13 protein-coding genes and 1 other RNA gene are annotated in these 14,420 nt (G+C 51.3%); 3 read left to right on the top strand and 11 right to left on the bottom strand.

Going from position 1 to position 14,420, the window contains the following annotated elements; genetic code table 11:
• Positions 1–14: 14 nt before the first annotated feature.
• The gene (gene dapA, locus FJM65_RS02020) at positions 15–884 is read left to right on the top strand and encodes a 4-hydroxy-tetrahydrodipicolinate synthase (RefSeq protein ID WP_140618887.1); all 870 of its coding nucleotides are present in this window, start codon (positions 15–17) and stop codon (positions 882–884) included.
• 64 nt (positions 885–948) lie between these two features.
• Here dapA and FJM65_RS02015 read toward each other — a convergent pair whose 3' ends face one another.
• Complete coding sequence (locus FJM65_RS02015; RefSeq protein ID WP_140618885.1) at positions 949–1,770, bottom strand: hypothetical protein; 822 nt, start codon at positions 1,768–1,770, stop codon at positions 949–951.
• Positions 1,771–1,996: 226 nt separating this feature from the next.
• Between FJM65_RS02015 and FJM65_RS02010 the strand changes: the two genes are divergently transcribed.
• The gene (locus FJM65_RS02010; protein WP_140618883.1) at positions 1,997–2,188 is read left to right on the top strand and encodes a cold-shock protein; all 192 of its coding nucleotides are present in this window, start codon (positions 1,997–1,999) and stop codon (positions 2,186–2,188) included.
• Between the two features lie 61 nt (positions 2,189–2,249).
• On the opposite strand, the gene FJM65_RS02005 is transcribed toward FJM65_RS02010, so the two are convergent.
• The 8 genes from FJM65_RS02005 to FJM65_RS01970 form a co-directional block, all read right to left on the bottom strand.
• Complete coding sequence (locus FJM65_RS02005) at positions 2,250–2,987, bottom strand: LytR/AlgR family response regulator transcription factor (protein WP_140618881.1); 738 nt, start codon at positions 2,985–2,987, stop codon at positions 2,250–2,252.
• Positions 2,988–2,991: 4 nt separating this feature from the next.
• Positions 2,992–4,029, bottom strand: coding sequence for a sensor histidine kinase (locus FJM65_RS02000; RefSeq protein WP_140619482.1), 1,038 nt, complete (start codon positions 4,027–4,029; stop codon positions 2,992–2,994).
• A 351-nt stretch (positions 4,030–4,380) separates the two neighbouring features.
• A complete protein-coding gene (ligA, locus tag FJM65_RS01995; RefSeq protein ID WP_140618879.1) occupies positions 4,381–6,399 on the bottom strand; it encodes an NAD-dependent DNA ligase LigA in 2,019 nt (672 codons plus the stop codon).
• 271 nt (positions 6,400–6,670) lie between these two features.
• An RNA gene (gene rnpB, locus FJM65_RS01990) (RNase P RNA component class A) lies at positions 6,671–7,060 on the bottom strand.
• A 128-nt stretch (positions 7,061–7,188) separates the two neighbouring features.
• On the bottom strand, positions 7,189–8,142 hold the full coding sequence (locus FJM65_RS01985) for a Smr/MutS family protein (protein ID WP_140618876.1): 954 nt from the start codon (positions 8,140–8,142) through the stop codon (positions 7,189–7,191).
• Between the two features lie 141 nt (positions 8,143–8,283).
• Entirely contained in the window at positions 8,284–9,123 is an 840-nt protein-coding gene (locus tag FJM65_RS01980; RefSeq protein WP_239022789.1) for a DUF2279 domain-containing protein, read from the bottom strand.
• 630 nt (positions 9,124–9,753) lie between these two features.
• On the bottom strand, positions 9,754–10,737 hold the full coding sequence (locus tag FJM65_RS01975; RefSeq protein WP_140618872.1) for a pyruvate dehydrogenase complex E1 component subunit beta: 984 nt from the start codon (positions 10,735–10,737) through the stop codon (positions 9,754–9,756).
• A gap of 88 nt (positions 10,738–10,825) precedes the next feature.
• Positions 10,826–12,607, bottom strand: coding sequence for a tetratricopeptide repeat protein (locus FJM65_RS01970; protein ID WP_181163613.1), 1,782 nt, complete (start codon positions 12,605–12,607; stop codon positions 10,826–10,828).
• A 138-nt stretch (positions 12,608–12,745) separates the two neighbouring features.
• Here FJM65_RS01970 and FJM65_RS01965 point away from each other — a divergent pair, with 138 nt between their 5' ends.
• Entirely contained in the window at positions 12,746–12,964 is a 219-nt protein-coding gene (locus FJM65_RS01965; protein ID WP_140618868.1) for a PspC domain-containing protein, read from the top strand.
• Here FJM65_RS01965 and FJM65_RS01960 read toward each other — a convergent pair.
• Positions 12,959–13,981 carry a glycosyltransferase family 2 protein gene (locus FJM65_RS01960; protein ID WP_140618866.1) on the bottom strand — a complete coding sequence of 341 codons (1,023 nt, stop codon included), beginning with the start codon at positions 13,979–13,981 and terminating at the stop codon, positions 12,959–12,961. The two genes, FJM65_RS01965 and FJM65_RS01960, sit on opposite strands and share 6 nt — an antisense overlap.
• The gene (locus FJM65_RS01955) at positions 13,971–14,306 is read right to left on the bottom strand and encodes a YbaB/EbfC family nucleoid-associated protein (RefSeq protein WP_140618864.1); all 336 of its coding nucleotides are present in this window, start codon (positions 14,304–14,306) and stop codon (positions 13,971–13,973) included. Before FJM65_RS01955 ends, FJM65_RS01960 begins: the two co-directional genes overlap by 11 nt.
• Positions 14,307–14,420 lie beyond the last annotated feature (114 nt).

The raw sequence follows: 14,420 nt of genomic DNA, 5'->3' as shown, positions 1-14,420 counted from the left end.
CACAAGTGAAGAGGATGATTCAAGAACGATTAAGAGGAACAGGCGTGGCACTGGTAACGCCTTTTACAAAGGAGCTGGACGTAGACTACGAGGCGCTGCGAAAACTGCTGGATTTTGTGCTGGATGGGGGCGTGGATTACCTGGTGATAAACGGCACCACAGGGGAAAGTGTGACCACATCCGCAGCGGAAAAGGCCGAAATACTGCAGCAGGTGAAAAGGCACGTAAACGGCCGGGTACCGCTGGTTTATGGACTTGGCGGCAACAACACGCAGCACGTGCTGGACAGCGTGGCGGCAACAGACCTGCAGGGTATAGACGCCATACTTTCGGTGAGCCCGTACTATAACAAGCCATCGCAGCAAGGCATTTACCAGCATTATGTGCAAGTGGCCAATGCCTTGCCGGTGCCCGTTATACTGTACAACGTGCCGGGCCGCACGGGAAGCAACGTTACAGGAGAGACAACCCTGAAGCTTGCCAACCACGACAACATCATTGGCGTGAAAGAAGCTTCGGGTAACCTGGAGCAGTGCATGCACATTGCCAAGCACAAGCCAAAGGATTTCATGCTGATCAGCGGCGACGATTTGCTGACGCTGCCCATGGTTACGTTTGGGGCAGAGGGCAGCATCTCTGTGCTTGCCAATGCCTTCCCGGGCAAGTTTGCAGGCATGGTGCGCCAAGCACTGGACGGAGACTTTAAGCAGGCCTCAGCCACGCTGCTCAGCTTTGTGGACATCAACCCGCTTATGTATGAGGAGGGCAACCCGGTGGGCGTGAAGGCGGTGCTGGAGCGCTTTGGCGTGTGCAAGCCGTATGTAAGGCTGCCTTTGATAGAGGCGTCTTCCGGTTTAAAGGACAGGCTCTATAAATTACTCTAAAAAATATAGCTCAAAAAAGGCCTGCACGTCGCAAAGAGGTGCGGGCCTTTTTATGTCTTCTGATTTACTCCGAACAGCGGTAGGTATAAGTATATTTTACTTCGCGCCCGTCGCCATAGGTAACAGTATAGGTTTCAGGATAGCCCCGTTCATTCAGTTCATACGCGCTGGTAAAGCTGGCTTCCAGCACGTTCTCCTCCTCGTTTGTAGCATTCAGCTCCGTCATCAAACGCTGGTTAGGGTAGCCAATCCCTGGTTTGCGGAGTTGGTAAACCGGCACTGCCGACAAAGGGTCGCGGGAAACAGGATCAGTTATGGTTGTGGCCTTGTACAGCGTTTCTCCCTGCCTGCCCTTAACAGTGGCTACCACCGCTTTGTCTATCGGGTAGCTGATGGTGACAGATCCGTTAGCTCGCTCTTTGTTGTTGAGGAACAGGTAATCGGTGGCGGAGGTTAAGCGCCCTTGATTATCATATACCGCTTTAAAAGACGATAGCCGGTGCACCGTCTCCAGGCCCGGTATCTCCTGCTTCACTTCATACCTGGATAGCCGCCCTTTTGAGTCGTACGCATACACCATAAACATCTCCTCGGTGCTGTCGGGCTTAAGCACGTGCTCCTCCGCCAGCTTGCCTTCTGAAGTATAAGTATACCTTCGGATAGCCAGCAGATCCTCCTGCCTCAGGTGCTCTGTCTGCACCACCTGGTTCTGGTCGTTGTATGTATAGCGTATCGTGCTGTCGCCGTTCTCTGTCTCTATGTGCTGCTCCTCCAGGTAGCAGAGGTCCTGCGGCGCCGGAGTCGGCTTCACCACCGGCTCCTCATCCTCGCTGCAGCCCGTCAACAGTAGCAGGCCCAGCATCGGCACAAGCAGTTTGGTTTTCATAAGCATGTAATTTCTGATGACGAAGATACAGCATCCCCGCCTTTTATACTACCACCCCCTTGTTTTAAGTTTAACGACACCAGTTGGGCATTATGAGCCAAAATAGCCTTTTGAAATATAGCTGAAATGGCTTCTAATCAACTCTTTAAAAAATAATTCATAATTTCTTGAAAATTATGAACACTTTTGTGCTTTCAAACGTCTTACAGATACAATAAAAAAGATTATGAATAGAGGAAAAGTAAAATTCTTTAATGGAGAAAAAGGTTTTGGCTTCATTAAGGACGAAAGTTCAGAGCAGGAGTATTTCGTACACGTTACTGGATTAGTAGACGAGATCAGAGAAAATGACGAAGTAACTTTTGAGTTGCAGGAAGGTAGAAAGGGACTAAACGCCGTTAACGTTAGACGCGCTTAGTATAAAGATACGAGTTATTGAACAAAAGGCCCCGCATGCTTATGCAGGGCCTTTTGCTTTTTTACTGGATGTTGTTTTCCTCCACCCACTTCAGGAAAGCCTCTTTGTATACTTCGCCAATCGGAATTTCTTTGTTGCCGATTCGGATGCGGCTTTTTTCGATGCTGTCTATTTTCTGCAGCGACACGATAAAGGAGCGGTGCACCCGCAGAAATTTCGAGGAAGGCAGCTTTTCCATCATCTTGTTCATGGAGAGCAGCGTGATGATCTTCTGGTCCTTTGTCTGGATGATGATATAGTCTTTCAGGCCCTCTATCCAGAGGATGTCCTTAAAATCAACCCGGATGGTTTTGTAGTCGGCCTTCACAAACATGAAGTCGTGCTCTGGAGCGGCAGCGGGCGGGGCAGGAGCCACTTCGGCAGTACGGGCACTGCCAGTACGCTGCAGCCGCTCCTGTGCCTTTGTCACGGCCTTCAGGAACCTGTCGAAGGGGATAGGCTTGAGAAGGTAATCCACGGCATCCTGGTTAAAGCCTTCCAAGGCATAGTCGGGGTAGGCCGTTGTGAAGATGATCAGCGGCTGGTGCTTGAGGATGTTGAGAAACTGTATACCCGTTAGCTCCGGCATTTCGATATCCAGGAACATCAGGTCTACCTGCTCTTCCTGCAGCACCTGCATGGCCTCGGTGGCGCTGGAGCAGGTCTTTACCAATTTCAGGAAGGGTAACTTACTGATGTAGCTCTCAATGATGTCAAGGGCCAGGGGTTCATCGTCAACGGCAAGGCAGCGGATCGTCATAGTTTTATTTGTTTAATGGCTTGAAGTATAGTTTTAAGGTGGCGTAAAATGTGCCGTCTTTTTCTTCTAATGTCAGCGCGTGGCGCTTATCGTAAAGCAGGTTCAGGCGGCGCTTCAGGTTCTCCAGGCCAATGCCACCAAACTCGCGCTTCTTATGCGGGCTGGAGTTGTTTATGGTGCTGAAGACCAGGGCATCATCCTGCACCTTCAGGTTAAGTATAATACCTATCTCGTTTTTGCTGACAAGCCCGTGCTTAAATGCGTTTTCCACCAGCGTCATCAGCAGCATAGGCGCAATCTGCTTGCCCCGCAAGTCTCCGTCTATATTGAATTTTATACTTGTCTGCTCTCTCAGGCGCAGCTTCTGCAGTGCTATAAAATTATGGATATGGTCAACCTCCTTCTCCAGGCTCACCAGCGTGTCGTTGCTCTCATACAGCATATAGCGCATCAGCAGCGAAAGCTTCATAATGGCGTCCGGCGTTTCGGGGTGCTGTTTGTAGGCCAGCGAGTAAATGTTGTTGAGGGTGTTGAACAGAAAATGCGGGTTCACCTGCGATTTCAGGAAGGCCAGCTCTGCCGTTAGTTTCTGCGTCTCCAGCTCTTTGTTGCGCCGCTCGTTGCGGATGTAGTTGCCCGTTACTTTCAGCGCAGAGGAGATAAACGTCAGCACAAGGCCGCCCATGATATACTGCAAGATGCGTTCGCCGGTGTATACCTGCGTCATATCGCGGTTAAAGTCATGGAACAGGTAGAAGTCCAGCGGTGCCCGCAGCAGGGCGACTGCCACAAGGGTGGCCAGCACTGCTGCTATGTATAAGAAGATGCGGTTGCGCGCCAGGAACCTGGATATCAGCACATACCAGTTGAAGTAAAAGATAAAGACGTTGATCAGCAGGCCGACCAGCACATCCATTACCCTGCTAAACGTGAGGGTGCTGTTGCCATACAGAAAGTAGAATACCCAGGCGCCAAACAGCACCCAGGCCGCTACGTGCAAGGCAATGGTATAGCGCCTTTTGACAGCTCCCTGCGGTAACACTAAGTTGACTTTAGGCAATGTGGTATCCAAGTGATGTTAGGCTGTAGATTTTTATAGATAAAGATAAGCAAAGTATGGAATTTGTTTCCATCAACTGTCCAACTCTATACAAACCCGGCCATTACTGCTACTAAATATCTGATTGTTGCGATCAAACAAGATGCCTGCTTATTTTATACTTGGTCTATGGTTTTCAGGCGTTTGTATAGTATAGTTTTTTAGAAGTCATAAAGTTTGCTCTTTTGTGATAGGCATTGCAGCTATGCTAATGTAGCTTGAAAGAAGACTTCCTGATTGTTTGTTGTTTGTTAAAGTGAAAGGGCGGTACCTGTTTGCAGTACCGCCCCTTTTTTATCTCTCCTGGCTAACCATGTCCAGAAACTCACCTTCAGAAAGCATTTTTATACCCAGCTTATCAGCTTTCTCAAGTTTCGACGGTCCCATTTTGTCTCCTGCCACCAGGTAGGATAGTTTTTTGGAGATGGAGCTTACCACCTTACCGCCGTGGCTTATGATGAGCTGTTGCAGCTCATCGCGGCTTACGCTCTGGAACACGCCCGAAATCACGAAAGTTAAACCTTCCAGCTTGTTGCTCTGTACTTCCGGTGCCGTGTTTTCTGATTTAAATTTCAGTCCGGCAGCCTTTAGCCGCTCCAGCAGTTCCACATGGTCCGGGTCCTGGAAATAATGCAGAATAGAGTTAGCGATGCGGTCGCCGATCTCGTTGATCGCCACGAGCTCATCGTACGCAGCCCCACGCAGCGCCTCCAAATCCGGGAGCTGCTCGGCCAGCTTTTTAGCCACTGTGCTGCCCACAAACCGGATGCCCAGTGCAAACAGCACGCGCTCATACGGCGTCTCTTTTGACTTTTCGAGGCTGTTCAGGATGTTGTTGGCAGACTTCTCACCCATGCGGTCCAGCTGCACCAGTTGCTCAAAGGTAATGTCGTAAAGGTCAGCTACGTTGCGCACATAACCTGCCTTGTAAAGCTGCTCCAGTGTTTTAGGCCCGAGCTCATCCACGTTCATGGCTTTGCGGGAGATGAAGTGCTCCAGTTTGGCCAGTATCTGCGGTTCGCAGCCTTTTTCGTTCGGGCAGTAGAACTGTGCCTCGCCTTCTGAGCGCACAAGCTCAGTGCCGCAGGCAGGGCAGTGAGTTGGGTAAAATATAGGCTGGCTGTCGTCAGTTCTTTGGGCAAGGTCAACGCCGGTAATCTTAGGTATAATCTCGCCGCCTTTCTCCACAAAAACGGTATCGCCCAGGCGCAAGTCCAGGCGCTGAATTTCGTTGGCATTGTGCACGGAGGCGCGCTTTACCACAGTGCCGGCCAACTGTACCGGCTCTAGCAAGGCAACGGGTGTAACAGCCCCGGTGCGGCCCACCTGGTATTGCATGCCCAACAGCTTGGTGGCGGCATTTTCAGCGGCATACTTATAGGCAATGGCCCAGCGGGGGCTTTTGGCAGTAAAGCCCAACTCTTCCTGAAGGGCATAGCTGTTTACCTTTACCACCACGCCGTCTGTGGCAATCGGAAGCTCTGAGCGGCGCTTTTCCCACTCGTTGATGTAGTCCAGCACTTTGTCTATGCTGCTGCACTTGCGCCAGGTGTCGGAAACCTTAAAGCCCCACTTCTGTATGGCCTGCAGGCTCTCGGAATGGGTGTCGAAGGGTAAATTGTCAGCTAGTAAGCCATAAGAAAAGCATCCCAGCTTACGACTGGCAACCACCGAGGAATCCTGTTGCTTTAGGGTGCCGGAGGTGGCGTTTCTGGGGTTAGCCAGCAGCTGCTCTCCGGCTTCTTCCCGTTCTAAGTTTAGCTCCTCAAATACCCGGAATGGCATAAACACCTCGCCCCGAACTTCAAACAGGGCAGGATAGTCCTCGTCGGCAGCTTGTAAGGGTATGTCGCGTATGGTTTTTACGTTTGCCGTGATATTGTCGCCCCGCGTGCCATCACCGCGTGTGGCGCCCTGCACCAGCTTCCCGTTTTCATAGGTAAGGCTAATGGCTACACCGTCGAACTTCTGCTCGCACACATACTCCACGTCATCGCCCACGGCCTTTCGCACGCGCTTGTCAAACTCGCGCAGTTCCTCCTCAGAGTAGGTATTGCTGAGTGAGAGCATCGGCCAGCGGTGATACACAGTCTCAAAAGATTTGGTGATGGTGCCGCCTACACGTTGGCTCGGAGAGTGAGGTAATTTATACTCAGGATATTTTGTTTCCAGTTCTTCCAGTCGCTTCAGCATCTTGTCGAACTCAAGATCCGATACCTCCGAAACACTGTTCTGGTAATACTGGTAATTCAGGTGATTTATCTTCTGCGTCAGCTCCTGTATCTCCAGGGCCGGGTCTTGTGTCGTTGCCATTTCTCGTGCTTTATACTTCCTGTAAAAATAGGAAAAATGTCTGAATCTGGATTGGCGGGATGAGCAGGGATGCACAGCATGAATTAAAAATTTACGTTAAGGCGAAAGCGTCCGCTTGTGCCGCAACTTTACAACTGTTACTGCGCTAAGGTCTTAAAAGGCTCTACTTGTTTGTGCTGTTACACCGATAGAAACGGCAGGTGTTTTTGTGGGATCAAATGTAGCACAAGCGGACGCTTGCGCCAGGGAATTCGGAAGTATAAAACAAAACATCAACGGTAAGCCTGTAAGCCGGGTTCTGTCGCTGAGTTTGCACCCAACGTCTTATCATTTATCTAGGCCTGCACTCACGCACAGGCTCCATCGACCTACCCACTGACATCGGACGAGCAGCCCTTAGCCCCGCCGAAGCGAGGCGCTGTCAGCCTATTTGGTCTTTCAACTCCTAAGGTTTACCCAGCCGGACTGGTCACCCAGCCGCTGGTGCGCTCTTACCGCACCTTTTCACCCTTACCAGCACAAGGCTGGCGGTAATTTTCTGTGGCACTGGCTGTATCTGTTTCGTCTCCAAAACAGACCCTTCCCGTTAGGAAGTAGGATGCTCTGTGTTGCCCGGACTTTCCTCTCCCCCCGAAGGGGCAGCGATAAGACGGCTCACCGTTGATACTTTGCTGTGTGCAAAGATAACACAAATCCCGAACCGGAGGTTCGAGTATAGTTCTGAGTTCCGGGTTCCGGATTTCGAGTTAATTTTAGTCTAACTCATAACTAGTAACTCGGAATTCAGAACTACTTCAGTCTCACCAGGGTGGCGCCGTAGCCGAATTTTTCTTTGCGCGCGTCTTCGAAGTACTTGATGCCGGGGGTGCGGCTCAGGATTTTCTGCAGCTCCTTACGCAGTACGCCGTTTCCTGCGCCGTGGATGAAGACGATCTCGTGCATATTGGTAGCCATGGCCCTATCCAGCGCATCCTGGAAACGCTCCAGCTGAGTTTTGATGATGGCGCTGTTGCTCATGCCGCTGTGATCGTCCACCAGCTTCTCGATGTGCAGGTCTACCTCGTGCTCGGGCGCTGTGAGCTTATAGTTCTCGCTTTTCTCCACGGCCTCCGCCAGTTGCTCTTTTATCTTGTCCGGGTTAACAGAAACAGGTTTCTGGTCGAGCTGGAACAGGTAAGCCTCTTTGTTGAGAACGGGTGCTGTGCGCTTGCTCTTGTAGAAAGAACTGGCTTTAAACTGCACGCGCTTTACCACCGGCTCAAATAGGGTTGGGCTGCCGTTGCGATGCTGGATGAACTGGATAAGCAGGTTTGGCCACTTCTCAAATTCCTTCAGGTGGTAGTGCGTGATAACGCGGGTAGCTTTGGGCGCCAGTTTGTCGTTTTGCAGGCCACGGTAGTTTTTCTCGCGCTCCTCACCGCTGGTAAACAGCACATCGTAGTCTGAGTTATTGATCATGGTCACTGCCAGCAGCTCCTCTGACTGATGCACCAGCGCCAGGTATACCCCCTGTGCGGCCAGTACGGGGGCAACCGGTTCTTTGCGCTTGCTTGGCTGTAGGGTTGTCTCCTCCTGGCGCATGTATTTCTGTTCCTCGGCAGCAATCACTACCACCTCGCGCTTGGCAACCGGTATGGTAAAATCATTGTCTATGGCTACCTCTACCAAGTTATTATCTAAAATGCGCGTTATGATGCCTTCCTCACGGCCAGACATCAGGCGCACGCGGTCTCCTACGTTCATCTTTCGTTGTTAGATTATAGTTGTTCGTTGATCGCGCTCCGGATGCCTGTGCATACTTGCGGATCAACCTTATTTAAACAAAGATACGAATTGTGGCAGACACTGGCGGTAGGAAGGGGAAGAGCCTGGTGGAAGGGAGGATTAAAAGTATAGCGGGTGCAGCTTCAGGCCGTTCTTTCGGTTGTATTCTAAGGCTGGTGCTGGCACTTTGATGATGCTGAGCACGTAGAGGGCGGTATTCCATACTTTGCTGCGGCCTTTGAAATGCATCAGGTTTAGGTCGGGGCTGAGGTAGAACTGGCGGTAAGCATCCAAACCTGCGGCTGCGTTGGCCTCCGGGTCGTTGTACACCATTTGCTGGGCTCCATAACCCACGGCAATGTTCAGCCACTTCGGGTATTTGCTTTCCTCCTTCAGAAAAGCCCCCACATCCACCGACAGCCAATAGGTTTGTCCGTTATAATCTTTCAGCGCCTGTTCTCCCAGGTTACTACCTAGCACATTAGGACGCCTATCGGCATAGCGGGTAGTATGGAAAGAGTACTTCGGCATGATGCGTACTTCCTGCCAGGCCAGCTCCTGTGCCACCAAATTAGCAGCGCCCACCGTATTGGCCACTATATCGCCGGCAGAGGCGCCATAGTCGGATTGGTACCCGTCAAAGATTTCAATGGGCGTTTGCAGAAGGATTCCTGTGAGCCCGCCGTAAAGTATGGCTTTTTTCTCCGGCACGCCTGCCCAGCGCAGCATGTCTATGCCTGCTCGGCTCTGATGAAATGCTCCCCAGAAATGCCCCACCTTATCTACCTGTCGCCACTCTTTATTATCGTTAAACCAATGGAAGTCGGTTCGCTCCTCCTCCGAATACCAGGCATGGTTGAGCGAGACCAGCAGGGAAGTATAACCCACGGCAAAAGTGGAGCCCAAAACCAGCAGCCGTTTCTTATTCACTGCTGTGGTATCGGTTGCTGCCTGTGCCATACTTAGCTTTGGCAGGCAAAGCAGGAGCAGGAGGTATAGTATGAGTCGCTGGCGCATTGTGGCAAAGATAGGGATATTCAGTTTATGTGGTTAGTGTTAGCTGGTAGTGGAGGCTTAGGGGGTTGACTATACTTTCATAGCTGCTGCTTTTTACAGCTTGATCAAGCTATCCTTACTAGCTGCTGCTGATCCGCAGTCTTGTATACCTATAGTTTTATCTCTGGCTTTGGTTCCCTCCAGGCCGGGAGGCCTCGCCTTGGGGGTAGGGGCCCTCGATGAAGGGCATCGCGCTGTCTACATTTCCTTTGCTCCTGCGTCGCAATGCCTGCGGCACCGGAAATCTAGAAGGCGCTCTTGTCGAGGGCCCCTACCCCCACCCAAAGGCTGGGATCAGAAAAGATAGCCACGGCTTTGCGCACAGTCCCCCTTCGAAGGGGGCAGGGGGATGATTACACCTGCGGAAAATTCCCCTCCTTGGACAAGGAGGGGCAGGGGTGGTTGGACACGGCACAGCAAGCCAATCCTACTCATCCGCTAATCCTGTAAATCCTGATTCTGACAAGTGCTCCAAAACAAAAGCGGCGAAGCATTTCTGCTCCGCCGCCGGGTATATTCTAAAGCAATTTATACTTATGCTTTCTTGTACATTACTGCTTTAACAGCCTCTACAGTACGGTCTACGTTTGGCAGTGATGCCTCGATCAGCGTTGGGGCGTAAGGAAGGGGCACATCACGGCAGGTCACGCGCTTCACCGGAGCATCCATGTAATCAAAGGCGTTGCTCTGGATGTGGTACGCCAGCTCGGCAGAGATAGAAGCCAGTGGCCAGGCCTCTTCCACCACCACCATACGGTTTGTCTTCTTAACAGACTCCACCAGGGTTTTGTAGTCGATCGGGCGAACAGTGCGCAGGTCAATAACCTCAGCGTTGATACCGTCTTTGGCTAGTTCTTCGGCAGCAGCCAGGGCCACTTTCATCATCTTACCGAAAGAAACGATCGTTACGTCAGAGCCTTCACGTTTGATGTCGGCCACACCGATCGGAATAGTATACTCTTCCTCCGGCACCTCGCCTTTGTCGCCATACATCTGCTCCGACTCCATGAAGATCACCGGGTCGTTGTCGCGGATGGCTGATTTTAACAGTCCTTTAGCATCGTATGGGTTAGAAGGCACTACTACCTTCAGGCCTGGCGTGTTGGCATACCAGTTCTCGAAGTTCTGAGAGTGCTGCGAAGACAGCATTCCGGCGCTACCAGTCGGGCCACGGAACACCATCGGCGCGCCGTACTGGCCACCTGACATGGACATCAGCTTGGCGGCAGAGTTGATCACCTGGTCGATGGCCACCAGCGAGAAGTTAAATGTCATGAACTCAATGATAGGGCGCAGGCCGTTCATGGCGGCTCCTACACCGATACCAGCAAATCCAAGCTCGGCAATCGGGGTATCGATCACACGCTCCGGACCGAATTCGTCCAGCATGCCTTGGCTAACTTTGTAAGCTCCGTTGTACTCGGCAACTTCCTCGCCCATCAGAAACACGCTCTTGTCGCGGCGCATCTCTTCAGACATCGCTTCGCGCAGGGCTTCTCTAAACTGTATACTTCGCATATATGATGTTTAATTCTCGGTTCAGCAGGTAAAATTAAGAGAACTCTATCAATTTACAATGTACAAACTCGTTTTCTACAACCTAATCTTATTGAATAAGGGCTTCTTTATAGGCAGGCTTGTCGCGATACGCCTCAAACTCAATATCATTGATCGCTTTCTGCATAAAGTTTCTGTCGGCATTCACGGCACGGCGCAGGCCTTGCTTTAGCATTTCCTCTTTTTGGGTGCGGGCCCCGATAATGGCCAGGCTATAGTAAGCCAACGCATCGTCCGGTTTCAGTTCCAGTGCTTTCAGGTAAAATTCCTCCGCGCCTTCGTAGTTTTCCTTCAGCAGGTAGCTCAGGCCCAGGTTCATGTTGGTCTGGTAACTATCCCCGGCGTAGCGCAGGCTGGCGATGGCATCGTCATACCTTCCGGTTTCAATCTCCAGTGCCGCCTTATCTGCAAAAATCTGCTGCAGCAGCGCCTCCTCACCGCCTAATGACAAAGCATACTCATAAAACTCCAGCGCCTTGTCGTTCTCTCCCAGTTGATGGTAGGCACTGGCGATGCTGTAGTTCATTTCGGCTGTTGGGTGTCGGTAACTGGCATACGTTAGATTATGAATAGCTTTCTGCAGCAGCGCCTTTTTAGCGGCAGGCCTAAAATCCTTGCTAGCCATTTCTTTGTACACCACGCCAAGGTTGTAATAGGCGGGCCACTTGTCAGTGGTTTTTACGGCTGCTTCGTAGAGTTTGCGCTTCTCGGCCAGAATGGGAGTGAGGGTGGCAGCGTGCTGCAGCTCGTCCTCTGTCAGGGCATCAGCATCAAGCTGGTCATTTGCAATGCGCTGGGCCATCACGTACAGCTCATAATCCGGGCGCCGGCTGCGGTTGTAGTTAAACTGCACTTCAGCAGCCTGCAAGCTTGGCAGAACATACTTTTGCAGGTAAGCGTAACCGGCAGTGTTCTGTAGCGCCTCTAGCTTTTCCCTTTCACTGAGCGGGCCTTGCAGTAGCGCCAGTACTTCCTGTTTTTGAGCTTGGGGCAGGGCCGATTTCTCTACTTTTTGCTGCAGTAATTTTATTGTATTATCCTCTGCCGTTATTACGATGTTTACTTTTTTGCCGCTGTAGTCCAGCGTTTTCATTTTCTGGCGGTAATAGTTTTCAAGCGTCTCGGCCCGCTTTCGGGCCAGCTCGTTTCCTTTTTCTCCCGGCGCTCTCATGCCTATAATCCTGATATCCTGGGCCGCCACATTGTCCAGCACGTACTGGTCGAGCGTCTTTAGCTTTTCGTCTGAGAGGTCGTTTAGTTTAGACTGGTTCGCCTCAAAGAAAAAAACGACCCGCCCAATACTGTCTGTAGACGCGGCATATTGGTCATCGGCAAAGGTAAACGCGTTGTTGCGCACCAGCAGCAGTCCGGTGGTGTTCAGCCCTACGGCTACTTGTTCAGGATCTGTGTAGGCAATATCGTTGTCCTTTTTGTCCATGGCACGGCCCTGCACCATGAGGCGCCCTTTTGCTTTTTCGGGGGCATAAGGGAAAGACAGCTGCTTCAGGATGGTAGGTTTCTGGTCTTCATACACAAACTCTCCGATGGAAAAGTTGTAGGTGGCGATGTTTTCGCGCTGCTCGTTGCCGTAGGTATAGTATACATCCATTTTGTATACTTCTTTGTCGCGGATGAGCTTCTCCGGCACCTGGGCCTTTAGCTCAAACTCCACGCGCTCGCCATTAGTAACCAGCGGAGAGGGCAAGACTGTTACTTGCTGGTGTTTTTCGGCGGTTTTTACCATGCGCTGCAGGGTGCACCCAGAGCTGCCGATGCCCAGGCCGATGGTGATAAGAAAGATATAGGTGTTACTTTTTTTGTACTGTTGCATGTCCTGTTTTTTTCGCTTGCCGTAAATACGGGGTACACCATAAACTGATTTTTCCCGTTTAATGTTAAACTTCTTCAGCATAGCACAGTTTTGAAAAGTGGGGAACAACGTCTAAATTAGAATTTTAATCAGATGATCATGAAACGGCTTCAGTACTTTATCGAATCACAGGCTTTTGGTGTGTGCACGATGCTAGGCGAGAAGTTGGGCTTTGCCTCCAGCAGCATCCGCCTCACGTTCATCTATGTCTCCTTCCTGACGATGGGCTCCCCGGTACTCATTTACCTGATGCTGGCTTTTTGGATGAATGTGCGCAAGCATCTTCGCCGGGAGCGGAGTACAGTATGGGATTTATAGCTCCTGCACCGTCCGCTTTTGCCGGATAAAATACTGCCACACGATACTGCCTTTGTAAACGCCCGTGATGTATGGGAAATTGCCCTTGGGCTGCTGCGCTTTCCTGCGGGCCAGCCAGTACTTGCGGTGGCGTATAAGGTCCGTGTGGGCGTCCAGCACGGCCTGTGCGTCTTTTGTCTGTCCGGCCAGCAACATTCTAAATGCCGCAATCCAGTCCAGCAGCACGCGCAACAACAGGGCTGCCGCTAACTCTTTTCCGGGAATGTTCTTAAACAGCAGCGCCAGCCCGTTCCGGAAGTTCAGGTAGGTTTTTCTTGGGTTTGACTTGTGCAAGGTGCCGCCTCCCACGTGGTACACTCGGCTTAAACCATAGTACATCACTTTGTAACCGGCATTCTTGGCGCGCCAGCAGAAATCAATTTCCTCCATATGGGCAAAGAAGGCTGGCTCCAAGCCACCCAATTGGTGGTATGCTTGTGCCCGCACAAACATACAGGCTCCCGTTGCCCAGAACACCTCCTGTACGTCATCGTACTGCCCCTTGTCTTCTTCCAGCGTTTCAAACATCCTGCCGCGGCAGTAGGGGTAAGCCAGTGCATCCAGCATGCCGCCGCCTGCACCGGCATACTCGAAAAAGCCTGGGTGCTGCTGCGCCAGAATCTTAGGCTGGCAAACGGCAATACGTTCGTCCTGCTCCATCATATGCACGATGGGCTCAACCCAGCCCGCCGGCACCTCCACGTCTGAGTTTAGCAGCACATAATACGTTGCCTGCACCTGCTGCAGAGCCTTGTTATAGCCTTCGCAGAAGCCATAGTTTTGGGATAACAGGATGAGGCGCACCTGCGGGAAGTGCTCCTTTAAAAAAGCAACAGAGCCATCGGTAGAGGCATTATCGGCAACTATAATCTCTGCGTTGCCACTGTTAGCCACTACCGATGGCATAAACTGCTGTAAGTGTCGCAGTCCGTTCCAGTTAAGTATAACTACTGCGGTTTGCGCGGAATTATAGTCCAAAGTTGCCAAGGTCTAAGCCGGGGATATTTGGCAGAAGTCCTTCGGTATGTTTGCGCATTTCTTCCTGTGCCCGCTCACCGGCAGTCAGCATGGCGTTGTTTACTGCTGCCACTACCAGGTCATTCACCATCTCGCTGTCCTTTGGGTTCAGCAAGGATTCGTCTATCTCAATTTTCAGGAGTTGGCGCTGCCCGTTAACAGTGGCTTTTACCAAGCCTGCACCAGACTCTGCGGTTACTGTCACGTCTTTTAGCTTTTCCTGCGCCTCTTTTATTTTGGCCTGGGCTTCCTTTATCTTGCCCATCATGCCGAACATGTCAAACATAGTCTCTTCTTTATTGGGTGTAAAGAGGGCAAAATGATTCTGCCCCCGGTTTTATGCAAATATAATCACTCTTTTTAGCGTTTTCATACTTTAAGCCAACGTACCTGATGGCCC

Origin of the sequence: Pontibacter mangrovi (assembly GCF_006385705.1) — a bacterium.
GTDB lineage: Bacteria > Bacteroidota > Bacteroidia > Cytophagales > Hymenobacteraceae > Pontibacter > Pontibacter mangrovi.
Note: the sequence above shows the minus strand (reverse complement) of the source record. Positions and strands in the feature narration are given on the sequence as shown.